The sequence below is a fragment of the Pandoraea commovens genome, assembly GCF_902459615.1.
Classification (GTDB): domain Bacteria; phylum Pseudomonadota; class Gammaproteobacteria; order Burkholderiales; family Burkholderiaceae; genus Pandoraea; species Pandoraea commovens.
The window spans coordinates 170,093-194,272 of record NZ_CABPSA010000010.1 but is presented as its reverse complement, the minus strand read 5'-3'; the positions used below and the strand labels follow the sequence as shown (position 1 = coordinate 194,272).

The following is a 24,180-nucleotide window of genomic DNA, read 5'->3' as shown; positions in this document are numbered from 1 at the left end:
CCAGACGCGGGTCGGCCAGATTCACATAACGGCGCACGAAGTCCGGTGCGTTCGGGTCTTGCGGGACGAGAGCCATGCCAACTCCTTGATGCTCGGTAATGTCTGAAACTTGAGATATGACGGTGTCGTACACTCAGTCGCGCACGAGGTCTTGCAGCCGGAAACCAGCAATACGGAAAATCTGGCGCAGGCATTCTTCAATTTCGTCCGCACGACTGTTCTCCAGACGCGTAGCGAAGTTCTCGATGATGCTGCTGCGGGTATGACCGCGCACGGCCAGAATGTACGGGAAGCCGAATTTGACCTTGTAAGCGTCGTTCAGCTCAGTCAGGCGCGCAAACTCTTCTGCACTGCATTGGTCCAGTCCAGCACCCGCCTGCTCACGCGTCGACTCGGCAGTCAGTTCGCCACGCACGGCCGCCTTGCCAGCCAGCTCCGGGTGGGCACGGATGAGGTCGAGTTGCGGCGTCTCACCCGCATCGATCACGGCCTGACACATGGCGTCGTGCAGCGCATTGACGGTTGCGAACGGGCGATCTTCCCATGCCGCTTCGGCCACCCACGGGGAATGCTCGAAAATGCCGTCGAGCGCGGCAATGAACTCGGCGCGCGGTAGCGCCGACAGCTCGGCAACGGTACGTTGGGTCATAGGCAACGGGGCGTTCATTAACTGCTCTCCTGGAGAACAAAGGTGGCGCCCCGCCGCACGCTTCGCGCAGCCCGATGACGCCTGTCGGATTCGAATTCGATGTCGGCGTCACGTCCCTCTGGACATGAACGCCCTATCAACTACCTGATCTGCGATTCAATCGCCCGCTCACGCCGCCACGAACGGATGGCGCTCTTGCCAGTGGCGCGCCACATCGATGCGACGGCAGACCCACACGCGATCGTGCTTTTCGATGTGATCGAGGAATCGCTGCAACGCCGCGAAACGGCCCGGACGGCCCAGCAACCGACAGTGCATGCCAATCGACAGCATCTTCGGCGCTTCATCGCCCTCGGCGTACAAGACGTCGAACGCGTCGCGCAGGTAATGGAAGAAGTGGTCCGCCGTATTGAAGCCCTGCGGCGCAGCAAAGCGCATGTCGTTGGTGTCAAGCGTGTACGGCACCACAAGGTGCGGCTTGACATCGCCACTGCTGGTCTGCACCTGCGCCCAGAACGGCAGGTCGTCGCCATAGTTGTCGGAGTCATACACAAATCCGCCCTGCTCGACGACAAGACGACGAGTATTCGGACTGTCGCGGCCGGTGTACCAACCCAACGGCGCGCTGCCGGTCATTTCCTTGAAGATGTCGATAGCGATGCGCATGTGCTCGCGCTCGGTCGCCTCGTCCATGTTCTGATAGTGAATCCAGCGCCAGCCGTGACATGCAATCTCGTGCCCAAGCTCTTGGAACGCGGCCGTCACCTCCGGGTGACGCTGCATGGCCATCGCGACGCCGAACACAGTCAGTGGCAAGCCCCGACGCTCGAACTCGCGCAAGATGCGCCACACGCCCGCGCGCGAACCGTACTCATAGATGGATTCCATGCTCATGTGACGGGCCTCGTAGGCGGCCGCGCCAATGATCTCGGACAGGAACTGCTCGGACGCCTTGTCACCGTGCAATACACAGTTCTCGCCGCCCTCTTCGTAATTCAGCACGAACTGAACGGCAATGCGCGCACGTCCCGGCCAGTCGGCAAACGGGACATGACGGCCGTAGCCGATAAGGTCGCGGGGATAATCCTTGGAATTCGCGTTGCTGCTGGCCATGATGTCTTGGCATCCTTCTGATGGCGGAACGATCGAAGAAGTTTAGCCAAATACATCCGCACGAAACATAGCCATATTCAGATATTCAGGCTGCGCTTAAACATATAGTCGCCCCCGCAACAGCACCGTCAACGCGACGGATGGCCCCACCGAAAGCACACGCGGCACACATTTTCCCGCCAACATCCCGTGCAGCAATTCCATTCAAACCCCCACCAAACCACCCTCAACGTCAGCAAAGTCACGGCATTCTTCCAGACAACAAAAAAGCACGCCGGGCGACGAAATCCTCCCGGCGTGCTTCAGTTTCTCGTGATTCCGACATTTCCGGATGCCCGCGCACCCGGCGTTCGTTCATGCCCCGGCGATATAGGGATATCCCGTAAGCGTGAGCGTGACCTGCGCACCCGACGTCGACAATTTGGCCTGACCACCCACCGGCAACGTCAATTTGTCGGGGCAATGACCGAACGGCATGCCCGTGACGATCGGGATGCCGATGACCCGGCGCATGCTCTCCACCATGGTGGCCATGTCGTAGCCATTGTCGTAGTCGCTCAGACGATATTGAGAAAAATCGCCCATCACCAACGCACGCTGACGCGCCAGAACACCCGACTGATGCAACTGGTACAACATGCGCTCGACACGGTACGGAGGTTCGTTCACATCCTCCACGAACAACACACCACCATCGATCTGCGGCAGGTATCTCGTGCCGATCAGGCTGCACACCATTGCCAGATTGCCACCCCACAACGTACCCGATACATCGATGTCGCCCCCCGCACCGTCCCCCGTCCACTGGACTACGTGCGACTCGGACTGCAACACCGACTGGAACTGGGATACGGTGAACTCGCTCAACGTCTCTGCCCCGAAGTCGGCCAATAGCATCGGGCCCGCAAACGTCGTCACATGCGATTGCGATAACAACGCCAGCTGCAATGCAGTGAAATCGCTGTGCCCGACGATCGCGACGCGCTCGCCGCACAACCGGTCATGCAACGCCTTGTAGTCCAACTGGTCGAGCAGATGCACCGCGCCGTACCCCCCTCGCATCGCGAGCACGATGTCCGGCAGCGGATGATCACGCCGCGCAAGATCGTTGATCTCCGCGACGCGCTCGGCATCGGTGCCCGCAAAACGCAGGAAGCGACGCGACGTCACATCGCGATTCCCTACGGTGTAGCCGAGTTGCTCCAGCGCCGCAATACCGCGCGTGGCGACGTCGGAATCCGGAGCGTACCCGGACGGCGCAATCAGTTCGATAAGACGAGTCTGCGTCAATTGGAAGTTTCCGATGGGGGGACGGAAGTATCGCCAGCCACCTCGGCCGCCGGCGACGACTGAGCCAGACGACGCGCTCTCGCTGCCGCGCGACGCTCGCTGAAAAACGTTTGCAGAATGCCGACGCACTCGTCGCGCATGACGCCACCGACGACGTCGGCGTGATGGTTAAGTCGCGGCTCCGCAAACAGGTCGACGACGCTACCACACGCCCCCGTCTTGGGGTCGGAGGCACCGAAGACGACCCGTTTTATGCGCGCGTGCATGATCGCACCCGCACACATGACGCACGGCTCAAGCGTCACGTACAACTCGCATTCGGGAAGACGGTAGTTGCCCAGCGCCTGCGCCGCAGCACGCAAAGCCTGCATCTCAGCATGCGCCGACGGATCGTGACCGCCCACCGGACAGTTGTGCCCGACGGCAACCACCTGCCCGTCACAGACGACTACGGCACCAACCGGCACTTCTCCCTGCACCATCGCGGCGCGGGCCTGAGCAAGCGCCAGTCCCATGTAGGTCTCGTCGGTCGCGGGTAAATCTCGGTTCATGAAACGTCTTGAAAGTTGCGAAAGTGCATATGGCCGCAGCGGTTCGCTAATGCCAACGCAGTTGGCCGCAAGCGGCAATGCGCTATTCTCGCACAGCCCCTTGCAGCCGATTCACGCACTGACTGTAACGGCCAGGTCGCCTCGCGACGTCAGAACGATGCGCGCGACAGGAAGCTGAGATCGTCGCGGGCCAGCGCCTTGATCTCGTTGCGCGTGGTAAGGATGTGCGCCTCGAGCATCGAGACAACCGCCGCCACATCGCGCCGACGGCAGGCCGCGAGAATCTCGTAATGATCGTGCTGAGGTTTGACCTTGCCCGTCGCCTGCGACATCGCCAAATGCGAATAACGGTCGGTATTCAGGCAATACTCTTCGATCAGGATCCGCAGACGGCGATTGTTCGCCGGTGCCGAAAGCGCCAGATGGAAACGACGGTTGTATTCCGCCCATTCGGAGACGACCTCGGATGCCGAATACTCGGCCAGGATCTGCTCCATCAACTGGAAATCACGCTCCGCCATATTCGGCACCGCCAGCTTGGCGGCATGGCATTCGAGCGCCACGCGAATGTCGAGCATCTCGCATAACTGCTCAAGATTGATGCTCGCCACTGTCGCGCCACGGTTCAGATGGTGCGTGACCAACCCCTCCGCTTCCAGTTGACGCAACGCCTCGCGTACCGGCACCCGGCTCGAATTGAAACGCTCCGCCAAGGCTTCCTGACGCAGTTGAAACCCGCCCGGTAGCACGCCATGCAAGATCTCGTCTCGCAGCGTGTCGCGGATGGCCTGATGGAGCGCCTGAGGTCCGGGGGTTCGCATATTTACTTGCCCGCGCGCGCTTCGGCCAGCGCGATGGTGAGATGGGCGACCTTTTTCTTGAGCGCATCGCGCTCGGCCGTCATCGCCTTGAGTTCCTTCGATAGCCGCGTCAACTCGTCGGACGGATCGACGCTCGTGTCCCACGGCGGTGTGCCGTCATCCTCTTCGACGATCTCTTCCTCTTTCTTCTTGCGCGGCTTGACCGGACGCGCCTCACGCACGGAGCGCGCCAGCTCGCGCAACTCCTGCTTGCCCGCCACCACCGCTGCAACCTGCGCCGCCTGCGGCAAAGTCGACACAGCCGCCGCCGCATTGATCGACACTTCACCGCGCTTGACCGCGTCCACCAACTCCGGCGCCGCCGCATTGTGGATCTGCTCGATCTGCCCCAGCGTATTGCTCGACAATCGTGCCGCGCGCGCCAGCGCTGCACGCGTGAGCGCCATGGTGTGCGCCGGGATCGACGACTTCGATCCGTCCGCCTCCGGTGCCGATGCGTCGCCCCCCGCAGGTGCCGTCGGCTCTGAGGCCGCCGCCGGTGCGTCCGGGATATCTCGTCCCTCAAGAATCGTCTTCTTGCGCAAGGCCAGCACGCCGCGCTGGTAATCGGAAACGCTGCGACGCCCCAGATGGTTGTCGATCATCCACAGATGCACGTCGTCCATCGACTGAAACGTCGAATTCTGGACGGTGCGGAATTCGATGTCGTGCTTGCGGCAGATCTCGTAGCGATTGTGGCCGTCGACCAGCACGTCGCCCCACAGGACAAGCGCGTCGCGGCAACCTTCGGCAAGCAGACTCTGTTCGAGGGCGGCGTATTCGTCAGGCGTGAGCGGATCGATGTACGCCTTGAGTTCTTGGTTAATCTGGACTGTCATGAGTGTGTGTGACGATGCCGTCGCCCGAGGCAACGACATGGAAAATCTGGGCAGGCGACATTATCGCCTGTCCGGCCGGGATTGACGAAATCGCCCGGCGCGCTTAGGACAGCACGCCGTGGTCCGTCAGAAATGCCTGAATCCGGGCCAGACGCGCCACCGGATCGGCAATACCCAGCAACGTCTCCTTCTCATGCGCAGGCAACGGCAGTAGTTCGGCCCAACGGTCGGCCACCCAGCCGCACTCGTCCAGACGGTACGGCGGCGCCAGCGGCAACTTGGCCGCGCGAGCCGGATCGCGCTGCAACCCGGCGATCAGCTTGCCCAGAGTGTCCGCGCTGACTTGCAGCGTGTCGGGAATAGCGACGCTGTCGTCGGCAGGCAACATCTCCGCCTCGCCCATCCACAACCCATACTTGCCCAGATCGACAGACGACAGCCGGAACTTGGTCGTGCCCCGGCACACCAGTTCGAGCAAAGCCGGCATGGGCGCACGCCAGTCGTCGATACGCGCCATGGTGCCGATCATCGCGGGCTCCTCGACGCTGTCCGGCAGCCTGACCTCGCTGCCCTGTCGCAGCACCACGACACCGAACTCGGTGCCGTCCGCCAGACATCGCTTGATCATGTCGAGATAGCGCACCTCGAAGATGCGCAAATGCAACACCCCGGAAGGGAACAAGGCGTTGCCGAGCGGGAAGAGCGGGATCTGTGCCATGCCATATGATGACATGAAGTTGTCCTCTGTAAGTGTCATGTGCCGCGTCACCCCAACGCCCCGGAACGCCCGGGTCTGGCGCCGCGAAGACCTAGCGCGCCTCGGACGCCACGATGCCCGCTTCGCTCCCATGCCGCACCAGACAAACGTCCGGCAACGTGGCCGACTCCTGCGCGAAACGCTCGATCAGGAAGTCGAGCAAGGCACGCACGCGCGGCACCATATAACGCGTGCGATGCCGCACCGCATACACACCGGCCTCCTGTGCAACGAATGTCGGCAGCAATATCTTCAGCCGCCCGGCGCGCACGTCGTCGGCAGCATCCCACAACGTCTTGCGAACGATACCCCGGCCGTCGAGCGCCCACCGACGCGCAATCGTGCCGTCGTTCGTCTCCCACGCCTGCGCCATCGGCACGGAGAACTGCCACGTCGCTTCGTCCTTTTTGAAATGGAATTCGTTGAGTGGCCCCGAGGACGTGACGAGCACGATGAACTGATGCGCCCCCAGCGCGTCCGGAGTTTCCGGCTCGCCGTAGCGCGCCAGATAGTCGGGCGAAGCACACAGCACACGGCACATCGGCGCAAGACGACGCGCCACAAGCGTGCCGTCCTCCGGCTCACTGAAGCGAATGGCGATGTCCACATCGTCCTGCACGAGATTGGAGATCGAGTCGGTCAGCGTCAGCGATAGCCGAATGTCCGGGTAACGCTCGACGAACGCATCCAACCACGGCGAGAGCTTATGGGTGCCGAAATCGGTCGATGCCGACAGCCGGATCTTCCCCCGAATCGCCTCGCACCCCGCCTGAAGCGCCGCCTCGCCATCATCGATGGCCTGCAACGCGACGAGGCAATGCGACAAGTAGACGCGCCCCTCCTCCGTGAGCCGTAGCTGACGCGTCGTGCGGACGAAAAGACGGGTCTGCAACGACGCCTCCAGCTTCGCGAGCCGCGCACTCGCCGCCGCAGGCGACAGCCCCAGCTTGCGTCCAGCCGCCGAGAGGCTGCCCAGCGTCGCGGCCGTGGTGAACAGGCGCATGTCGCCCAGTCTGTCCGTCGCCATTTTCTATCCGGTTTTGAAAGTCATTCAAATTGGCGACAGATTATCAAATACAACGCGCATCGGCAGACTACGTCGCATCGTCCCCCGGGACACTCACGCTCGCCCCCCGACCATGTCCGCTTCCTCGCCAGCCATCCCACCCTCATCCCCTCGAACATCCGACAAACAACAGAGCGACGCCACCGTTTGGGCATCGCTCACCGCGCTGATGCTCGCGACCTTTGTCGCCGCAGCGAACGAGACCGTCCCCGCCGGATTGCTACCGCAACTGGCGGACAGCTTTCACATTTCCGAATCCTGGGCCGGTCAGATGGTCACGCTGTGTGCGTTGGGCGCAGGCCTCGGGGCCGTGCCGCTCACCGTGCTGATGCACCGCTGGTCGCGTCGCACAGTCCTCGTTGTCGCCCTGCTCGGCTTCGCCGTGTGCAACGCCGTCACGGCACTCTCGTCGGACTTTGTGCTGACGCTCGCCGCACGCTTCGTCGTGGGACTCGCAACGGGGCTCGCGTGGAGTGAAATCGCCACGTACGCACGACGGCTCGTGAGTCCGTCACGACAAGGTCGCGCGCTCGCGTTCGCGATGCTCGGCGTGCCGCTGGCGCTTGCGGTCGGGGTTCCCGCCGCCACGACCCTCGGCCACCTGATCGGCTGGCGCTGGGTCTTCGGCGGCTTGTCGGCGTGTGCCCTGATCCTCATCGGATGGATGCTGCTGATCGTGCCGGACTTGACTGATGGCAACGCGACCAGCGCCCCCGCAGCCCGCGCCTCCGTGATGGACGTATTGCGTTTGCCGGGCGTGCGTCCGGTGCTTGCGGTGGTCATGCTGTGGGTCGTCGCGCATTACACGCTCTACACGTACATCGCACCGTTTCTTGCGTCGTCCGGCATGAGCGGACGGCTCGCGACGATGCTCTCAATCTTCGGCATCTTCACGCTCGTCGGGCTCTGGGGCGTCGGCCTGTGGGTGGACCGCTGGCTGCGCCGACTCGTGTTGACGGCCTTGGCAACGTTCGTCGTCGTGATCGTCGCCTTTGGCGGCTGGTCAACCTCGTGGCCCGTGCTGATGGCGGGTGCTGTGCTCTGGGGACTGAGCTTCAGCGGCGCACCGACGATCTTGCAGACCGCGTTAGGCAACGCCGCAGGCAAGCACGAGAACGTGGCGCAGTCGATGCTCGTGACCGTCTTCAATCTCTCGTTCGCCGCCAGCGGCGTGCTGGGCGGTGCCGTGCTGTCGACGTGGGGGGCCGCAGCACTGCCGCATGTCCTCGTGACGCTTGCACTCGCTGGGTGGATCGTCGCGTTCGCCGCACGACGCCACGGATTTGCGCCGCGCACGCCGCACTAGGCTGCAACCACGCACGCCTCAGCCTGCGGAAGCTGCCGTCCTCCAGCAGGCGATTGAGCGCGTGAGGCAGATTGACATCGGAAGGCGACATTGACGACGTACGTGGTCCTTGCAAAAAAAACGCCGCGTCAGCGCGCGTTGCGTGTCTCCCGCAAAAGCCATTCGTGTACGTCGGCGATTTGCGCGGCGTGCCGGGTTCGGCGGGGATACACGATGTAAAAGCCCGCCCCCGTACGCAGTTCGGTATCAAAGAGCCGCACGAGACGGCCCGCCGCAATATCCGCTGCGACGAAGTCGCGATGTGCGAGCGCCAGTCCTTGTCCGGCGACGGCGGCATCGATGGCCAGCGCCGTCTGGTTGAACCGTACGTTCTTCGCTTCCGAGGTTTGAGCGTTCGGTAACGTGAGATCGAGAAACTGCGGCCAGGCGTTGTGGGCGTCGTGAAGCAAGGCATGACCTCGCAGGCTCCCCGGGCTACGGGAGCCATCCGTTTTACCAGGATGACCGGCGGCCGCGATCACGGCAGGACTCGCGACCGCGACTTGCGCCTCCTCGAACAACGGCTCCACGACAAGCCCACCACCAAACGGCGGACGGCCGTAGCGAACGGCCAGATCGACAGCGTCTGCCTGAAAGTGCGACAACCGGTCCGTCGCGAGGATACGCAGATCGATGTCGGGATGCGTTTCAAGGAATGCGGGCAGTCGGGGGATCAGCCATTTCGATGCGAACGTCGGCGTCACGCTGATCGTCAGCCGCAGCGGTTCCGGACGCAGCGCTTGCGTCGCTTCTGTCAGCATCTCGAAAGCGCGTCGCACCCCGCTTGCGTAGCGTCGTCCGTTCTCGGTCAGCGACAGCGCACGCGGATGCCGCTCGAACAGCTTCATCCCTAACTCTGCTTCGAGGCCGCGCACTTGCTGTGCCACTGCGCCTTGCGTCACGCCCAGTTCTTCCGCCGCGAGCCGGAAGTTGAGATGCCGACTCGCCGCTTCGAAAGCACGCAACGCGTTGAGCGACGGCAATCGGCCGATGGCTTCCGTCATGGTGTAATTTTTCTACTGAGTAAAGTGTCGAAATCTGATTCGTCGGCCAGATCGCACAGTGTTACGCTTTGAGCACTTACGAACAGTGTTAACCCGTCTGACGTGCCGATAGAGCGGCACCCGACGTCATCGGAGGATAGCAGCATGACAGTAGAAAAAGTGGCATTGATTACAGCCGGTGGCAGCGGCATGGGTGCGGCGGCAGCGCGACGCCTCGCAGCGGACGGCTTCAAGGTCGGCATTCTGTCGTCGTCCGGAAAGGGTGAGGCGCTGGCGGCTGAACTGGGGGGCGTTGGCGTGACGGGCTCGAATCAGTCCAACGAATCGCTCAAGGAACTGGTCGATCTCGCGATGCAACGCTGGGGACGTATCGACGTGCTTGTGAACAGTGCTGGCCACGGCCCGCGCGCTGCCATCCTCGAGATCAGCGACGAGGACTGGCATCGCGGCATGGATACGTATTTGATGAACGTGATCCGCCCGACGCGTCTCGTCACGCCGATCATGCAAACGCAAGGGGCGGGCGCGATCATCAATATTTCGACGGCATGGGCGTTCGAGCCGAGCGAGATGTTCCCGACGTCGGCCGTGTTCCGTGCGGGGTTGGCATCGTTCACGAAGCTGTTTGCCGACAAGTACGCGAAGGACAACGTCCGCATGAACAACATTCTGCCGGGCTGGATCGACAGCCTGCCGCAGCAGGAGGTACGCCGCGAAAGCGTGCCGATGCAGCGTTATGGCAAAGCCGAAGAAATTGCGGCGACGGTGGCCTTCCTGGCGTCTGAGGGTGGCGGTTACATCACGGGCCAGAACATTCGCGTGGACGGCGGCCTTACGCGCTCGGTGTGACGTCGAGCAGGAAAGGGAGGACGTCGGCCAGCAGCACTTCCGGCGCTTCTTCCGCAATGTAATGGCCGCAAGGCAGCGGGTGCCCGCGCACATCGGATGCCACCCGTTGCCACTCATCGAGCGGCTTGAAGCAGCGGTGCACGACGCCCTGCTCACCCCACAACGCCAACACCGGCATGGACAATCGACGTCCGGCCTCGCGATCCGCGCGGTCGTGATCGAGATCGATCGTCGCTGCGGCCCGGTAGTCCTCGCACACACCATGCGCTGCGCCCGGCAGCGACAAGCATCGCTGGTACTCCGCCAGTGCGCGCGGATCGAACGGCGCGAGTCCAGCACTCCGACGTCCCATGACATCGCGTAGGTACGCCGCCGGATCGGCTTCGATCAGGCGCTCAGGCAATGGCGCGGGCTGAATCAGGAAGAACCAATGCCAGTAGGCGCGCGCAAAGGCGTCGCTGGCTTGTTCGTACATCGCAAGGGTTGGCGCGATATCGAGCAGCACCATGCGCCGGACGATATCCGGATGATCCGCCGCCAGTCGATGCGCGACGCGCGCCCCGCGATCGTGCGCCAACACCGAAAACGTCGAATGCCCCAACGCCTGCATGGTGGACACCATATCCAGCGCCATGACGCGCTTGCTGTAAGCCACATGATCGGCGTCACCCGCAGGTTTGGCCGAGTCCCCGTAGCCGCGCAGGTCGGCCAGTACCAAGGTGAAATGCTGGGCGAGCGTCGGCGCAACCTTGTGCCAGATCGCGGACGTTTGCGGGTGGCCGTGGAGCATCAGCAGCGCCGGGCCACTGCCGCCCGTCAACGCATGAATGTGCTGGCCGTCAGGCGTCGGCAAACGATAGGCGGTGAAGCCGGGGAACAGCGCTTGGGAAGTCATAGACCCTTTTACCTTTTTCTGCGTGCGGGTTCGGTGCGATACGCGCGATACCTTCGCGGCATTCGCGTTCGGCCACATGTCATGCACATCCTATATTTGATGCAAAACGACATAAAGTGACTCAGAATCACTTCATTGTTAATTGCAGGACACGAATTGCCATGTCAATCGACGGATTTTCCGATTTGCGCTTTTTCGCGACGCTCATGAAAGAAGGCAGCATGGCGGCCGCTGCGCAGCAGATGGGCATTACGCCACCGGCGGTAAGCCGTCGGCTCGCGCAACTTGAACACCGACTTGGCGTGCGATTGCTGCATCGTACGACACGACGCATCAGCCTCACGCCCGAGGGCGACATGTACTTGCAGGACGGCGCACGTATTCTCGGTGAGCTGGAGGCGCTGGAACATGCGGTGACCGGTGCACAGTCGTCGCCTCGCGGTCTGCTCCGGCTGGCGGCAACGCTCGGTTTCGGGCGGACGCACATCGCCCCGGCGCTGTCCGCGTTTGCGCGCGAGTATCCGGAGGTGGAAGTGCAATTGCATCTGACGGACCGTCCGGTGAATCTCGTTGAACAAGGGTTCGATGCGGCGATCCGTTTTGGCGACTTACCGGACTCGCGACTGACGGCGCGACAGTTGATGCCGAATGCACGGGTGTTGTGCGCGTCGCCGATGTATCTCGCCACAGCGGGCGAACCAGTGCAGCCATCGGACCTAACGGCACATCAATGCATCGTGATTCGCGAGAGCGACGAGACGTACGGCACATGGCATTTCCGTCAGGCAGATCGCCAGGAGACGGTCAAAGTGCGCGGCATGCTCAGCACCAACGACGGGGCGGCCGCGACGACGTGGGCGCTGAACGGTCACGGCATGCTGATCCGGTCGATGTGGGACATCCGTCCGTATCTGGCGTCCGGGCAACTTCGCACTGTGATGACTGATTGGACGTTGCCTGCCGCCGATATCAAGCTCGTCTATCCGACGAAGAGTCACCTCTCTGCCAAGACACGCGCGCTGGCGGATTTTTTGGTGGGGTGGTTCAGGGACGCGGTGACATCAGCGGACTGATCGATTTCATCTGACATCAAAAAAGGGCGGACGCCAACGCGTCCGCCCTTCATTCTTACGATACTTCAACGAATGACATCTGCGGTTTAACGCAGAGGTTCGTCAATTACTCCCACTCAATCGTCGCAGGCGGCTTGCCCGAGATGTCATAGACAACGCGGTTCAAACCACGGACTTCATTGATGATGCGGTTCGAGACCTTGCCGAGCAGTTCGTGCGGCAGGTGGGCCCAGTGTGCCGTCATGAAGTCTTGCGTCTGCACAGCGCGCAGCGCCACGACCCACTCGTACGTACGGCCATCGCCCATCACGCCCACGCTCTTGACCGGCAGGAACACCGCGAACGCCTGGCTCGTCAGTTCATACCACGTCTTGCCGCTATTCGGCTCGACCGTGTTGCGCAGTTCTTCGATGAAGATCGCATCGGCGCGACGCAGCAGGTCCGCATACTCCTGCTTCACTTCACCCAGAATACGCACGCCCAGACCCGGGCCCGGGAACGGGTGACGGTAGACCATGTCGTGCGGCAAGCCGAGCGCCACGCCCAGTTCGCGGACTTCGTCCTTGAACAGATCACGCAGCGGCTCCAGCAGCTTCAGACCCAGCGTCTCCGGCAGGCCACCCACGTTGTGGTGGCTCTTGATCGTCGTCGCCTTCTTCGTCTTCGCGCCGCCCGATTCGATCACGTCCGGATAAATCGTGCCTTGCGCCAGCCACTTCGCGTTCTTCAGCTTCTTCGCTTCCGCCTGGAACACTTCCACGAACTCGCGACCGATGATCTTGCGCTTCTGCTCCGGATCCGTCACGCCCGTCAGGTGACCCATGAACTGTGCCGTGGCGTCGACGTGCACAACCTTCGCGTGCAGACGGCCCTCGAACATTTCCATCACCATCTTGCCTTCGTTCAGACGCAGCAGACCGTGATCGACGAACACGCACGTCAGCTGATCGCCAATCGCACGATGAATCAGCGCCGCCGCAACGCTCGAATCCACGCCGCCCGACAGACCGAGGATCACTTCCTCGTCGCCCACCTGCTCGCGGATCGCTTTGACGGCTTCCTCGATGTGGTCGCGCATGATCCAGTCCGGCTTCGCGCCCGCAATCTCCAGCACGAAGCGCTCAAGCAGTTCGCGACCCTTCACGGTGTGCGTGACTTCCGGGTGGAACTGCACAGCGTAGTAATGACGCTTGACGTCGGCCATACCCGCGATCGGGCAGCTCGGCGTCGACGCCATCAGCGCAAAACCTTCCGGCAGTTGCGTGACCTTGTCGCCGTGGCTCATCCACACCTTGAGCATGCCGTGACCGTCGTCGGTACGGAAATCCTCAAGGCCGTCGAGCAGCGGCGTATGGCCATGGGCGCGCACTTCGGCGTAACCGAATTCACGATGGTTGCTGGCTTCGACCTGACCGCCCAACTGGACCGTCATCGCGAACATGCCATAGCAGATGCCCAGCACCGGCACACCCAGATCCCAGACAGCCTGCGGTGCACGCAGATCCTGATCCTCATACGTGCTCGCGTGGCTACCCGACAGAATGACGGCCTTCGGATTGAATTCGCGGATGAATTCGTCCGTGACGTCGTTCGGGTGGATCTCGCAGTAGACGTGCGCTTCGCGAACGCGGCGTCCAATCAGCTGGGTGACTTGCGAGCCGAAGTCAAGAATGAGGATTTTGTCGTGCATCGTGAGGTACGGATGAAGTGGATTCGTTGGACGTCGGCGCCGTGTCGGACGGCACGGGCGTGACAATGCCGGTGGCGCCCACGGGCGCGACCGGCGTGCTATTGACTGGTGCGGAGCCGCCGCGAGGCGTCTCCATGCGCGGCTCAGCGCGCGTGCCACGGGCCTCGTCGACGACCCGGGCATCGGCATAATCTCTCGGTGCGTCGCGTCGAGTGTCGCTCACGACACCGCCACGCACCCGCTCGCCTGCCTGCTGCGCCGCCTGTACGCGCTCTTTCGTGCGCACACTCGACGCCAGCTTGACGAGAATCCCGCCCACTACCAGCAGGACAGCCCCGAGCATGGCAAGCATCCACTTGCCGCCGCTCGACACCACCAACTGGCCGGAGATCAGCCACCCCAGCACGAACGCACCGCTGATCCAGCTGATATGTCCCGTCACCTTCGCGACGGTCGACGTCAACTGGCCATTCACAGTGGCGTGCCATTGCAGCCAGGCCACGCCGATGAAGGCCACACCAAGCACCTGCGCATACAGCACAGGCGATGGCGCGGGCACATCAATGGCCGCATACAGCGATGACCAGAACGACGCAATCAGCAGCACACCAAGTGCCAGATTCAACGCCGCATCGAGGAACAGTACCGTACGCAACATGGCCTTCATGGGTAATTACTCCACGTGGTAGTTGGGGGCTTCCTTCATGATCTGGACGTCGTGCACGTGCGATTCGCGCATGCCGGCGGCCGTGATTTCGACAAATTCTGCCTTCTCGTGCAAGTCCTTGATCGACGGGCAACCCAGATAACCCATCGACGAGCGGATACCGCCGGTCAACTGGTGCAGGATCGCGTTCACGCTACCCTTATAGGCCACGCGACCTTCGATGCCTTCCGGCACGAGCTTGTCGGCGTTGTTGGCCGGGTCCTGGAAGTAACGGTCTGCTGCACCGTCCTTCATTGCGCCCACCGAACCCATGCCACGGTAGCTCTTGTACGAACGGCCCTGATACAGGAACACTTCGCCCGGCGCTTCTTCCGTGCCGGAGAACATGCTGCCCATCATCACGGTGTGCGCACCGGCGGCGAGCGCCTTGGCCACGTCGCCCGAGTAACGGATACCACCGTCGGCGATCAGCGGAACGCCGGTTTCCTTCAGTGCCTCGGCCACATTCGCGATAGCCGTGATCTGCGGAACACCGACGCCTGCAACGATACGCGTCGTGCAGATCGAGCCCGGGCCGATACCGACCTTGACGGCGTCTGCACCGTGTTCGACCAGCGCCAGCGCGGCGCTTGCCGTCGCAATGTTGCCGCCGACGACTTCAATCTGCGGGAAGTGCTTCTTGACCCACTGCACGCGGTCCAGCACGCCCTGGCTGTGACCGTGCGCCGTATCGACCACGATCACGTCGACGCCAGCCGCGACCAGCAGCTCGACGCGCTCTTCATTGTCCGCGCCCACGCCAACGGCAGCGCCGACACGCAGCTTGCCGTGTTCGTCCTTGCTTGCCAGCGGGTATTCCGTCGCCTTCGTAATGTCCTTGACCGTCATCAGGCCGCGCAGTTCGAATGCGTCGTTGACGACCAGCACGCGCTCTAGGCGGTGATCGTGCATCAAGCGCTCGGCGTCGGCCGGGGAAGCGCCTTCACGCACGGTGATGAGCTTTTCCTTCGGCGTCATGATCACGCGCACCGGCTCGTCCAGGCGGCTTTCAAAACGCAGGTCGCGGTTGGTCACGATACCGATGAGCTGCGCGCCCTCGACGACCGGGAAACCGGAAATGCCATGCTGGCGCGACAGCGCGATCACATCGCGCACCTTCATGTGCGGCGGAATCGTGATCGGGTCACGCAGAACGCCCGACTCAAAACGCTTGACCTTCGAGACTTCCCGTGCCTGCTCAGCCGGCTTCAGATTCTTGTGAATGATGCCGATACCGCCCTGTTGCGCCATGGCAATGGCCAGACGCGCTTCGGTCACCGTATCCATGGCGGCCGACAGCAAAGGCATGTTCAGGGTAATGTTGCGCGTGAGCTTGGTTTTCAGGCTGGTGTCGCGCGGGAGAACGGCAGAGTAGGCCGGGACGAGGAGCACGTCATCGAATGTGAGTGCTTTTTGGATCAGACGCATGGCAAATCCTATAGGCGCAAAACCGAATTATACAGAAATCGCGCGTTGCATGGCAGGTCTGCCCCACATGTCAAGGGGCTTTTTCCCCGAGGGATGGATCCGGCACCCGCTGAGGGCAAAACCGGCCGCCGCCCGGTCGCAAGTCGTGAAACGGATCTTCCCCCCACCAAGTGCCGGATTTCACAATCAGCCTGCGCTGAGCGAGTGCTATTCTTGCGCCCTTTCCGGTAGACATTCGACCGGACGCTTCCTGTATTCACCACCAACCACGGGCTAGATTTCATGGGGAAAGGCATTTCGTACGGACTTGCGGCGGGCGCGCTATGGGGACTGGTGTTCCTTGCCCCGCGCCTGCTGCCCGGCTTCTCGCCGCTGGAGTTGTCGGCTGCGCGCTACGTCCTGTACGGATTGGTTTCCGCAGTGTTCCTCGCCCCGCTCTGGCCCCGCCTGCGGCATACCGTCACGAGTAACGACTGGCGGGCGTTATTCCGCCTGAGTCTCGTCGGCAATCTGATCTATTACCTGTTTGTCGCCGCGTCGGTGCAGATGGCGGGCATCGCACCCGCATCTCTGATCGTGGGCGTGCTACCCGTGACGGTCACGCTGGTCGGTAGCCGCGATCACGGCGCCCTCCCGCTGTCAAAGCTCGCAGGCCCTCTGGCCTTGGTCGTCGCTGGCATTGTCTGTATTAACGTCGACGTCTTCACGCACGCCGCTGCGAGCGGCGGCGACTGGCGGATGACGCTGGTCGGCGTCGTTTGCGCAGTGGGGGCATTGGCGAGCTGGACATGGTACGCCGTCGCCAACGCCCGATATCTCGCGAAATTCGGACATTTCACGAGTCAAGAATGGTCGTTGCTGACGGGGGTGGCGACGGGAGTGCTGGCGTGCGCACTGGCGATGGCCGCCTTGCTGCTTCCGCATTCGGTGACAGCGGACGTGCCGCGAGACTGGCAGATGTTTCTGATCGTGAATATCGCCGTGGCTATCGGCGCGTCGACCATCGGCAATGCCTTTTGGAATGCAGCGAGTCGGACGCTGCCGCTCACGCTGTCGGGGCAACTGATCGTGTTTGAAACGCTGTTCGCGCTCGTCTACGGATTTATCTATGAGCACCGGCTGCCGCGGCTACTGGAGATCGCCGCTGTGGCGTTATTGCTGGCGGGTGTGAGTGCGTCGGTGCGATTGCATTCGCGGGGATCGACGCACTGATCGACGGCAGGTCCGGGACGAAACGTCCGGCCCACCTCAGCCTTTCCCCACCGGCCTCAGCTACCCTTGCGGGCGCTGCCCAGCCACTTCTGCCCTTCGCGGCTGCCCTCGTTGCGGACTTTTTCGACGCGCCGCTGACGCGCCAGCTTCGGATCGGCCTTGAGCGTGCGGTAGATCTCGACACGATCGCCCGCCTCCACCGGGGCATCCAGCGCGCGTACCTTACCGAACACGCCGACCTTCATCCGGTCGAGATCCAGCTCTGGAAACCGTTGGAGCAATCCGCTTCGCTCGATTGCGTCGCGCACCGTCGCGCCTTGAGCCAACGTCAGCGAGACAATCGCTTGCTCGCTGGGCAACGCGTAGCAGACTTCGACGCTCAGCTCACTTGGCATAAACCGTCTCCGCACGTTTGACGAAGGCGTCTACGAACGTGTTCGCAATGTGGCTGAACACCGGACCGATGACCTTTTCGAGCAGGAAATTCGCAAACTCGTAGTGCAGACCGAATTCGATCTTGCAGGCGTTCTCGCGCAGGGCCGTAAACTTCCACGTGCCGTGAAAACGCTTGAAAGGCCCTTCGACAAAGGTCATCTGGATGGAGTGCGGACGCTCCTGGATATTGCGCGTCGCGAACGAATGCTTCAGGCCTTTGAAGTCGATGATCAGCGACGCTTCCATGCTGTGCTCGTCCTGATGCCGAATATCGACACCGCCGCACCAAGGCAGGAATTTGGGGTAATCGGCGACATTGGTCACCAGATCGAACATTTGCTCATCGGAGAAATGCACGAGAACAGTTTTACTGACTTCGGCCATCGTCTGTCGGGCTGTGAGTGCGAGCGAAACGTGCGCAGTCGATCCGCGTGTGTCGCAAGCCGCCTCTTGCCGAGACTCTTTGTTAAAATCGCTATTTTACCCGAGCCCGACTCACCGGGTCCGACCAAGTTACCCCGCCAAGGATCCATGAGCATCATCGACAACAGAAAGGCCTTCTTCGACTACTTCATCGAGGAGCGATTCGAAGCCGGGATCGCGCTCGAAGGGTGGGAAGTCAAGGCAATTCGCGCCGGGCGGGCGCAGATCAAGGAAGGTTATGTCGTCATCAAGAATGGCGAGATCTTTCTGATCGGCGCGCACATCAGCCCGCTGCAATCGGCATCGACGCACATCAACCCCGATCCGGTCCGTACCCGAAAACTGCTGCTCAAAGCCGACGAAATCAAGAAACTCATCGGCAAGGTCGAGCAACGCGGCTACACGATCGTCCCGCTTAACTTTCACTACAGCAAGGGCCTCGTGAAATGCGAGATCGGGCTGGGCAAGGGCAAGAAGCTGCACGACAAGCGTGAGACGGAGAAGGAACGCGACTGGAATCGCGAAAAGGCGCGACTCATGCGCAACCCGACCTGAGATCGACGCTGAACGACATGTGAGGCGCGACAGTTCTCTCGCTCAAAAGAAAACGGCCCGCTCGGGCCGTTTTCTTTTCGTCAGTCAGTTGTGCGACAGAGAGCACCTCCCGGCACCCTCACCCGCATACGTCAACGACGCGGCGCAGAATTGCCGAAGCCACCAGTGCTACCGTCCACGGGTGCATTCGAACCACCCTCGGTGCCGCGGACGATCTTGAGCGCCGATGCGATCATGCCGCTCAGGTCCGAAAAATTGCCCGGCACGATCAGTGTGTTGCTTGTCTTGGCGACCTTGCTGAAAGCGTCGACATACTGCTCTGCGACCTTCAGGTTGACGGCTTCCATGCCGCCTTGCGTCTGAATCGCCGTGGCAATCTTGTGGATGGCTTCGGCGTTAGCTTCCGCCACTGCGAGGATGGCCGCCGCCTCACCTTGCGCCTGATTGATCGCCGCCTGACGCTCACCTTCCGACTTCTGAATCGCCGCCTCACGCGCGCCGGACGCCAGGTTGATCTGCTCCTGCTTCTTCCCTTCCGATGCCGCGATTAGCGCACGCTTCTCACGCTCCGCCGTGATCTGCGCCTGCATGGCGTGCAGAATTTCCTTCGGCGGCGTCAGATCCTTGATCTCGTAGCGCAGAACCTTCACGCCCCAGTTCGCCGCCGCTTCATCGAGCGCATTCACCACGCTGTGGTTGATGAATTCCCGCTCCTCGAACGTCTTGTCCAGTTCCAGCTTGCCGACCACGCTACGCAAGGTCGTCTGTGCGAGCTGCGTAATAGCCACGATGAAGTTGCTCGAGCCGTACGACGCCTTCATCGGGTCCGTCACCTGGAAGTACAGAATGCCGTCCACCTGCAACTGCGTGTTGTCCTTGGTGATACAGATCTGGCTCGGCACGTCGAGCGGGATTTCCTTGAGCACGTGCTTGTACGCGACACGGTCGACAAACGGCACGACGATCGACAAGCCCGGCGTGAGCGTCCCGTGATATTTACCGAGACGCTCCACCACCCACGCGTGCTGCTGCGGCACGATCTTGATCGACCGGGCCGCGATGATCACCGCGATGATGAAGAGAATGAATGCGACGTTGGATAACATGTTTTCCCCTGAAGCGCCGACCTTGATGGCCAGCTAGTTCCCCGACGCCCCGCAATGGCGGGACATGTCGTCAGACCGCAACGACGCTGAAGTGTTCTGCTCACGGATCGACATCGGGCGAAAAGCTTCGACGTCGACCATTGAACTGTGCGGTCCGTGCGACCTATACCGTCACATGCGCAACGTACAACCGGCTACCGCGCACCTCGCGGATGACGAACCACCCCGCATCGGGTGTCTCCCCCGGCATCAACTCCACATCCCACTCTGCGCCCCGATACGTGGCGCGCGTCTGACCATCAGGACGCCACTCGTCGACATGCAAACGCTGGCCGATATCGAGATTGGTGTTGGGGTCGGCCGAGGCATCGACCTTGATGCGACGCTGCCCAAACCGGCTGCGTCGCAACAACCAGACCGCTACCCCGGCGACGACCGCCGCCACGACCCACTGCAACGGCCCGTCCGCACGCAGCAACGCCGCAATGCCGCCGGCTGCCACGCCAAGCGCCACCATGAGGAGATAGAACGTCCCGCTCGCCAGCTCCAGCACCACGATCAATCCGGCAACGCCGAACCAAAGCCAAGCCTGCTCCATCGCAACTCCCAGAAACGAAAAAACCCCGGTGTTATACCGGGGTTTATAGCACGAAACACACTGATCAGCGCACGCGTCCCAAGGGATTGCGCAGCGTTTCAGTGACGTCCGAGATGCCGCTCGGACGCTTCCTATTTCAGGCCGTTTCTCGTGATGCTTACTTCGCCACCTTGGCGAGTTGCTGCCACGTTTCCACGACCGTGTCCGGGTTGAGGGACATCGAGACGATACCTTCCTTGACCAGCCACTCGGCCAGATCCGGATGGTCCGACGGGCCCTGACCGCAGATGCCGACGTACTTGCCCTGCGCCAGACAGGCCTTGATGGCACGGCTGAGCATGAACTGCACTGCCGGGTCACGCTCGTCGAAGTCCTTCGCCAGCAATTCCATCCCCGAATCGCGGTCCAGACCCAGCGTGAGCTGCGTCAGGTCGTTCGAGCCGATCGAGAAGCCATCGAAGTACTCGAGGAACTGGTCGGCCAGAATCGCGTTCGACGGCACTTCGCACATCATGATCAGCTTGAGGCCGTTTTCACCACGCTTCAGACCATAGCCCGCGAGCATGTTGACCACGCGCTCCGCCTGACCCAGCGTACGCACGAACGGCACCATGATCTCGACGTTCGTCAGCCCCATTTCGTCGCGAACGCGCTTGAGTGCACGGCACTCCATCTCGAACGCTTCGGCGAAGTCTTCCGAGATGTAACGCGACGCGCCACGGAAGCCCAGCATCGGGTTTTCCTCATCCGGCTCGTAACGCGAGCCGCCGATGAGCTTCTTGTACTCGTTGGACTTGAAGTCCGACAGACGCACGATCACCTGCTTCGGGTAGAAAGCTGCCGCAATCGTGGCGATGCCTTCAGCCAGCTTGTCGACGTAGAACGCGCGCGGCGACGCATGACCGCGAGCCACCGATTCCACCGCCTTCTTCAGGTCGGCGTCGATATTCGGGTACTCGAGAATCGCACGCGGGTGCACGCCGATGTTGTTGTTGATGATGAATTCCAGACGCGCCAGACCCACACCGCTGTTCGGAAGTTGTGCGAAGTCGAAGGCCAACTGAGGATTGCCCACGTTCATGGTGATCTTCACCGGGATCTTCGGCATTTCGCCACGCTGGATCTCGGTCACTTCGGTCTCGAGCAGACCGTCGTAGATCTTGCCTTCGTCGCCTTCTGCACACGACACGGTCACGAGCGCGCCGTCCTTCAGCAGGTCGGTAGCGTCACCGCAGCCGACCACGGCAGGCACACCCAGCTCACGCGCGATGATGGCCGCGTGGCACGTACGGCCGCCGCGGTTCGTCACGATGGCCGAAGCGCGCTTCATCACCGGCTCCCAGTTCGGGTCGGTCATGTCGGCAACCAGCACGTCGCCCGGCTGCACGCGTTCCATCTCGCTCGGATCCATGATCACGCGCACCGGACCCGCGCCGATCTTCTGACCGATTGCGCGGCCCGTGGTCAGCACCGGGGCGTCGCCCTTGAGCTTGAAGCGTTGCTCAGCCTTGCCGACGGACTGGCTCTTCACCGTCTCCGGACGCGCCTGAAGAATGTAGATCTTGCCGTCCTTGCCGTCTTTGCCCCACTCGATGTCCATCGGACGACCGTAGTGCTTTTCGATGATCAGCGCGAACTTGGCCAGCTCGACGCAATCGTCGTCGGTGATCGAGTAGCGGTTACGCAATTCCATCGGCACGTCGATGGTCTTCACACGGCCCGGTTCGCCCGGTTGCGTGAATTCCATCTTGAGCAGCTTCGAGCCGAGCGTGCGACGGATGATCGGGTACTTGCCAGCGTTGAGCGTCGGCTTGAAGACGTAGAACTCGTCCGGATTCACCGCGCCCTGCACGACCGTCTCACCCAGGCCATAGCTGGACGTGATGAACACCACGTCCTGGAAGCCCGACTCGGTGTCGATCGTGAACATCACGCCCGACGCGCCGCAGTCCGAGCGCACCATGCGCTGCACACCCGCCGACAATGCCACTTCGGCGTGCGTGAAACCCTTGTGCACGCGGTACGAGATGGCACGGTCGTTATACAGCGACGCGAACACGTGCTTCATGCGATCCAGCACGTCTTCGATACCGACGACGTTCAGATAGCTTTCCTGCTGACCGGCGAACGAGGCGTCCGGCAGATCTTCGGCGGTTGCCGACGAACGCACGGCAAACGACGCGTCCGGCTGGTCGGCCGTGATACGTGCGAATTGTTCGCGGATGTCCTTCTCGAGCTGCGGTTGCAGAGGCGCGTCGACGATCCATTGACGGATTTCGGCACCGGCTTCTGCGAGCGCCTTGACGTTATCCACGTCGAGACCCTCGAGACGCTTGGCAACGCGCTCGGTCAGGTTGTTGTGCTGGAGGAACTCGCGGAATGCGAAAGACGTCGTGGCGAAGCCACCCGGCACGCGAACCCCTGCGTTGGCCAGCTGGCTGATCATTTCGCCAAGCGATGCATTCTTGCCGCCGACCGACTCAACGTCGGTCATGCGCAGATGCTCAAACGGCACCACGTAGGCGCCGTCGTGTGCTGCGTTAGTCATAAAAGCCCCTAAGGTAAGAAAAAAAATTCTCGGCGGACCGGCTGGGACTGACGTGGGCCGGTCGACCTGTTGGATAAGAAATCGCGCCTTGGCAGCGTCGGAGACCAGGGGCTAGCGCCCGACGTCCTGCATCGAACCACCGTCATTTCCCGGAGCGCCCCGTCAGACGGGGCTGACATGGAACCGAGCGCGATGGCCGCGCAATTGCTTATCCAACAAGTTGCCGCTATTCTACCGTGCAATGCACCATTTTGCGATTCTGCGCATGAGCGACGCCATCACTCCCGGAAATTCCCCTGCACCCGCCCCTGAGGCCCCCGCCGCGCCGGTCAAACCGGTTGCCGCACGGCCCGTCTTCATCGTCTCCGATGGCACAGGGATTACGGCCGAAACGTTTGCGCATTCGATCCTCGCGCAATTCGAGATGCGTTTCCGTCAGATTCGCGTTCCGTTCGTGGATTCCGTCGATAAAGCCTATGAAACCGCCCAACGCATCAATGAAATGTATCGGACCGAAAACGTTCGTCCGATCATTTTCAGCACGTTGGTGGACGCCAGGGCCAACGAGATCCTGCGCAATTGCCAGGGCGTGATTCTCGACATGTTCCAGACGTTTATCGAGCCGCTGGAGCAGGAACTCAATCTCAAGTCGATGCATGCCATCGGCCGCGTGCACCAGAACGCCGACAGCGAAGCGTACAAGAACCGGATCGAGGCGGTGAACTTCTCGCTCGCCCACGACGACGGTCAGTCCAACAAGAATCTGCAAAGCGCCGACGTGATTCTCGTGGGCGTGTCGCGCAGCGGCAAGACGCCGACGACGCTCTATCTCGCCATGCAGTACGGCGTGAAGGCGGCCAACTATCCGCTGATCCCGGACGATTTCGAGCGAGAGAAACTGCCCTCCACGCTCGACCAGTACAAAGAAAAGATTTTCGGACTTTCCATCGATCCGCAACGGCTTTCGGAAATCCGCAACGAGCGTCGTCCGGGCAGCAAGTATGCGTCGCTCGAAAACTGCCGCTACGAGGTCAACGAAGCCGAGGCGATGATGCGTCGCGAAGGGATCAAGTGGCTCTCGTCGACGCACAAGTCGATTGAAGAAATCGCGACGACGATCCTTCAGGAAATCAAGCTGGAGCGCGACGTTTATTAAACTCGACCGACGCCCGCCTGAGATCCATTCAC

Annotated in this window: 24 protein-coding genes; 6 read left to right on the top strand and 18 right to left on the bottom strand. The window is 61.9% G+C overall.

Going from position 1 to position 24,180, the window contains the following annotated elements; genetic code table 11:
• Positions 1-133: 133 nt before the first annotated feature.
• From uraD to PCO31010_RS23780, 8 genes are all read right to left on the bottom strand, one after another.
• Positions 134-667: a 2-oxo-4-hydroxy-4-carboxy-5-ureidoimidazoline decarboxylase gene (uraD, locus tag PCO31010_RS23815; protein WP_246184749.1), complete on the bottom strand. Its 534-nt coding sequence runs from the start codon at positions 665-667 to the stop codon at positions 134-136.
• 150 nt (positions 668-817) lie between these two features.
• Positions 818-1,762 carry an allantoinase PuuE gene (gene puuE / locus PCO31010_RS23810; protein ID WP_150666428.1) on the bottom strand — a complete coding sequence of 315 codons (945 nt, stop codon included), beginning with the start codon at positions 1,760-1,762 and terminating at the stop codon, positions 818-820.
• A 354-nt stretch (positions 1,763-2,116) separates the two neighbouring features.
• Entirely contained in the window at positions 2,117-3,052 is a 936-nt protein-coding gene (gene ldcA / locus PCO31010_RS23805; RefSeq protein WP_150666427.1) for a muramoyltetrapeptide carboxypeptidase, read from the bottom strand.
• Positions 3,049-3,603, bottom strand: a complete 555-nt coding sequence (gene tadA, locus PCO31010_RS23800) for a tRNA adenosine(34) deaminase TadA (RefSeq protein ID WP_150666426.1) — start codon at positions 3,601-3,603, stop codon at positions 3,049-3,051. The genes ldcA and tadA overlap by 4 nt, the downstream gene beginning before the upstream one ends.
• A 149-nt stretch (positions 3,604-3,752) precedes the next feature.
• Positions 3,753-4,424 (bottom strand): GntR family transcriptional regulator, encoded by a 672-nt coding sequence (locus PCO31010_RS23795; RefSeq protein WP_150666425.1) that lies wholly within the window; start codon positions 4,422-4,424, stop codon positions 3,753-3,755.
• Positions 4,425-4,426: 2 nt separating this feature from the next.
• A complete protein-coding gene (locus tag PCO31010_RS23790; RefSeq protein ID WP_150666424.1) occupies positions 4,427-5,302 on the bottom strand; it encodes a ParB N-terminal domain-containing protein in 876 nt (291 codons plus the stop codon).
• A 103-nt stretch (positions 5,303-5,405) separates the two neighbouring features.
• Positions 5,406-6,020, bottom strand: coding sequence for an LON peptidase substrate-binding domain-containing protein (locus PCO31010_RS23785; RefSeq protein ID WP_150666442.1), 615 nt, complete (start codon positions 6,018-6,020; stop codon positions 5,406-5,408).
• Positions 6,021-6,111: 91 nt separating this feature from the next.
• Positions 6,112-7,086: a LysR family transcriptional regulator gene (locus PCO31010_RS23780; RefSeq protein WP_150666423.1), complete on the bottom strand. Its 975-nt coding sequence runs from the start codon at positions 7,084-7,086 to the stop codon at positions 6,112-6,114.
• A 112-nt stretch (positions 7,087-7,198) separates the two neighbouring features.
• Between PCO31010_RS23780 and PCO31010_RS23775 the strand changes: the two genes are divergently transcribed.
• Positions 7,199-8,431 (top strand): MFS transporter, encoded by a 1,233-nt coding sequence (locus PCO31010_RS23775; protein ID WP_150666422.1) that lies wholly within the window; start codon positions 7,199-7,201, stop codon positions 8,429-8,431.
• 128 nt (positions 8,432-8,559) lie between these two features.
• Here the strand turns inward: PCO31010_RS23775 and gcvA are convergent, their stop codons facing one another.
• Positions 8,560-9,474: a transcriptional regulator GcvA gene (gcvA, locus tag PCO31010_RS23770; protein ID WP_174985103.1), complete on the bottom strand. Its 915-nt coding sequence runs from the start codon at positions 9,472-9,474 to the stop codon at positions 8,560-8,562.
• Between the two features lie 144 nt (positions 9,475-9,618).
• Between gcvA and PCO31010_RS23765 the strand changes: the two genes are divergently transcribed.
• A complete protein-coding gene (locus PCO31010_RS23765) occupies positions 9,619-10,323 on the top strand; it encodes an SDR family oxidoreductase (RefSeq protein WP_150666421.1) in 705 nt (234 codons plus the stop codon).
• Here the strand turns inward: PCO31010_RS23765 and PCO31010_RS23760 are convergent.
• Positions 10,307-11,218, bottom strand: coding sequence for an alpha/beta fold hydrolase (locus tag PCO31010_RS23760; RefSeq protein WP_150666420.1), 912 nt, complete (start codon positions 11,216-11,218; stop codon positions 10,307-10,309). The genes PCO31010_RS23765 and PCO31010_RS23760 overlap by 17 nt on opposite strands.
• A gap of 167 nt (positions 11,219-11,385) precedes the next feature.
• Here PCO31010_RS23760 and PCO31010_RS23755 point away from each other — a divergent pair, with 167 nt between their 5' ends.
• Positions 11,386-12,291, top strand: a complete 906-nt coding sequence (locus tag PCO31010_RS23755; protein WP_150666440.1) for a LysR family transcriptional regulator — start codon at positions 11,386-11,388, stop codon at positions 12,289-12,291.
• 106 nt (positions 12,292-12,397) lie between these two features.
• Here the strand turns inward: PCO31010_RS23755 and guaA are convergent, their stop codons facing one another.
• Genes guaA through guaB form a run of 3 tightly spaced genes read right to left on the bottom strand, consistent with a single transcriptional unit; the run spans position 12,398 to position 16,115 of the window.
• On the bottom strand, positions 12,398-13,981 hold the full coding sequence (guaA, locus tag PCO31010_RS23750) for a glutamine-hydrolyzing GMP synthase (RefSeq protein ID WP_039398693.1): 1,584 nt from the start codon (positions 13,979-13,981) through the stop codon (positions 12,398-12,400).
• Entirely contained in the window at positions 13,956-14,648 is a 693-nt protein-coding gene (locus PCO31010_RS23745; protein ID WP_150666419.1) for a hypothetical protein, read from the bottom strand. Before PCO31010_RS23745 ends, guaA begins: the two co-directional genes overlap by 26 nt.
• 6 nt (positions 14,649-14,654) lie before the next feature.
• Positions 14,655-16,115 carry an IMP dehydrogenase gene (guaB, locus tag PCO31010_RS23740; protein ID WP_150666418.1) on the bottom strand — a complete coding sequence of 487 codons (1,461 nt, stop codon included), beginning with the start codon at positions 16,113-16,115 and terminating at the stop codon, positions 14,655-14,657.
• Between the two features lie 282 nt (positions 16,116-16,397).
• Here guaB and PCO31010_RS23735 point away from each other — a divergent pair, with 282 nt between their 5' ends.
• Positions 16,398-17,327 (top strand): DMT family transporter, encoded by a 930-nt coding sequence (locus PCO31010_RS23735; protein ID WP_150666417.1) that lies wholly within the window; start codon positions 16,398-16,400, stop codon positions 17,325-17,327.
• A gap of 56 nt (positions 17,328-17,383) precedes the next feature.
• Here PCO31010_RS23735 and PCO31010_RS23730 read toward each other — a convergent pair whose 3' ends face one another.
• Together PCO31010_RS23730 and PCO31010_RS23725 are read right to left on the bottom strand one after the other, a co-directional pair.
• Positions 17,384-17,722, bottom strand: a complete 339-nt coding sequence (locus PCO31010_RS23730) for an RnfH family protein (protein ID WP_150666416.1) — start codon at positions 17,720-17,722, stop codon at positions 17,384-17,386.
• Entirely contained in the window at positions 17,712-18,146 is a 435-nt protein-coding gene (locus tag PCO31010_RS23725) for a type II toxin-antitoxin system RatA family toxin (RefSeq protein WP_150666415.1), read from the bottom strand. The genes PCO31010_RS23730 and PCO31010_RS23725 overlap by 11 nt, the downstream gene beginning before the upstream one ends.
• A 147-nt stretch (positions 18,147-18,293) precedes the next feature.
• On the opposite strand from PCO31010_RS23725, the gene smpB reads away from it, so the two are divergent.
• Positions 18,294-18,740, top strand: coding sequence for an SsrA-binding protein SmpB (smpB, locus tag PCO31010_RS23720; RefSeq protein WP_039398704.1), 447 nt, complete (start codon positions 18,294-18,296; stop codon positions 18,738-18,740).
• A gap of 131 nt (positions 18,741-18,871) precedes the next feature.
• On the opposite strand, the gene PCO31010_RS23715 is transcribed toward smpB, so the two are convergent.
• From PCO31010_RS23715 to ppsA, 3 genes are all read right to left on the bottom strand, one after another.
• Positions 18,872-19,846 carry an SPFH domain-containing protein gene (locus tag PCO31010_RS23715; RefSeq protein ID WP_150666414.1) on the bottom strand — a complete coding sequence of 325 codons (975 nt, stop codon included), beginning with the start codon at positions 19,844-19,846 and terminating at the stop codon, positions 18,872-18,874.
• 163 nt (positions 19,847-20,009) lie between these two features.
• Complete coding sequence (locus PCO31010_RS23710) at positions 20,010-20,444, bottom strand: NfeD family protein (RefSeq protein ID WP_150666413.1); 435 nt, start codon at positions 20,442-20,444, stop codon at positions 20,010-20,012.
• Between the two features lie 157 nt (positions 20,445-20,601).
• Positions 20,602-22,992: a phosphoenolpyruvate synthase gene (gene ppsA / locus PCO31010_RS23705; RefSeq protein WP_150666412.1), complete on the bottom strand. Its 2,391-nt coding sequence runs from the start codon at positions 22,990-22,992 to the stop codon at positions 20,602-20,604.
• Positions 22,993-23,257: 265 nt separating this feature from the next.
• On the opposite strand from ppsA, the gene ppsR reads away from it, so the two are divergent.
• Positions 23,258-24,148: a posphoenolpyruvate synthetase regulatory kinase/phosphorylase PpsR gene (ppsR, locus tag PCO31010_RS23700; protein WP_150666411.1), complete on the top strand. Its 891-nt coding sequence runs from the start codon at positions 23,258-23,260 to the stop codon at positions 24,146-24,148.
• Positions 24,149-24,180: the final 32 nt, after the last annotated feature.

Coding starts and splice junctions, on each gene's coding strand:
- uraD (WP_246184749.1), bottom strand. CDS start 667: ATGAACGCCCCGTTGCCTATGACCCAACGTACCGTTGCCGAGCTGTCG.
- puuE (WP_150666428.1), bottom strand. CDS start 1,762: ATGGCCAGCAGCAACGCGAATTCCAAGGATTATCCCCGCGACCTTATC.
- tadA (WP_150666426.1), bottom strand. CDS start 3,603: ATGAACCGAGATTTACCCGCGACCGACGAGACCTACATGGGACTGGCG.
- PCO31010_RS23795 (WP_150666425.1), bottom strand. CDS start 4,424: ATGCGAACCCCCGGACCTCAGGCGCTCCATCAGGCCATCCGCGACACG.
- PCO31010_RS23790 (WP_150666424.1), bottom strand. CDS start 5,302: ATGACAGTCCAGATTAACCAAGAACTCAAGGCGTACATCGATCCGCTC.
- PCO31010_RS23785 (WP_150666442.1), bottom strand. CDS start 6,020: ATGGCACAGATCCCGCTCTTCCCGCTCGGCAACGCCTTGTTCCCTTCC.
- PCO31010_RS23780 (WP_150666423.1), bottom strand. CDS start 7,086: ATGGCGACGGACAGACTGGGCGACATGCGCCTGTTCACCACGGCCGCG.
- PCO31010_RS23775 (WP_150666422.1), top strand. CDS start 7,199: ATGTCCGCTTCCTCGCCAGCCATCCCACCCTCATCCCCTCGAACATCC.
- gcvA (WP_174985103.1), bottom strand. CDS start 9,474: ATGACGGAAGCCATCGGCCGATTGCCGTCGCTCAACGCGTTGCGTGCT.
- PCO31010_RS23765 (WP_150666421.1), top strand. CDS start 9,619: ATGACAGTAGAAAAAGTGGCATTGATTACAGCCGGTGGCAGCGGCATG.
- PCO31010_RS23760 (WP_150666420.1), bottom strand. CDS start 11,218: ATGACTTCCCAAGCGCTGTTCCCCGGCTTCACCGCCTATCGTTTGCCG.
- guaA (WP_039398693.1), bottom strand. CDS start 13,981: ATGCACGACAAAATCCTCATTCTTGACTTCGGCTCGCAAGTCACCCAG.
- PCO31010_RS23745 (WP_150666419.1), bottom strand. CDS start 14,648: ATGAAGGCCATGTTGCGTACGGTACTGTTCCTCGATGCGGCGTTGAAT.
- guaB (WP_150666418.1), bottom strand. CDS start 16,115: ATGCGTCTGATCCAAAAAGCACTCACATTCGATGACGTGCTCCTCGTC.
- PCO31010_RS23735 (WP_150666417.1), top strand. CDS start 16,398: ATGGGGAAAGGCATTTCGTACGGACTTGCGGCGGGCGCGCTATGGGGA.
- PCO31010_RS23730 (WP_150666416.1), bottom strand. CDS start 17,722: ATGCCAAGTGAGCTGAGCGTCGAAGTCTGCTACGCGTTGCCCAGCGAG.
- PCO31010_RS23725 (WP_150666415.1), bottom strand. CDS start 18,146: ATGGCCGAAGTCAGTAAAACTGTTCTCGTGCATTTCTCCGATGAGCAA.
- smpB (WP_039398704.1), top strand. CDS start 18,294: ATGAGCATCATCGACAACAGAAAGGCCTTCTTCGACTACTTCATCGAG.
- PCO31010_RS23715 (WP_150666414.1), bottom strand. CDS start 19,846: ATGTTATCCAACGTCGCATTCATTCTCTTCATCATCGCGGTGATCATC.
- PCO31010_RS23710 (WP_150666413.1), bottom strand. CDS start 20,444: ATGGAGCAGGCTTGGCTTTGGTTCGGCGTTGCCGGATTGATCGTGGTG.
- ppsA (WP_150666412.1), bottom strand. CDS start 22,992: ATGACTAACGCAGCACACGACGGCGCCTACGTGGTGCCGTTTGAGCAT.
- ppsR (WP_150666411.1), top strand. CDS start 23,258: ATGAGCGACGCCATCACTCCCGGAAATTCCCCTGCACCCGCCCCTGAG.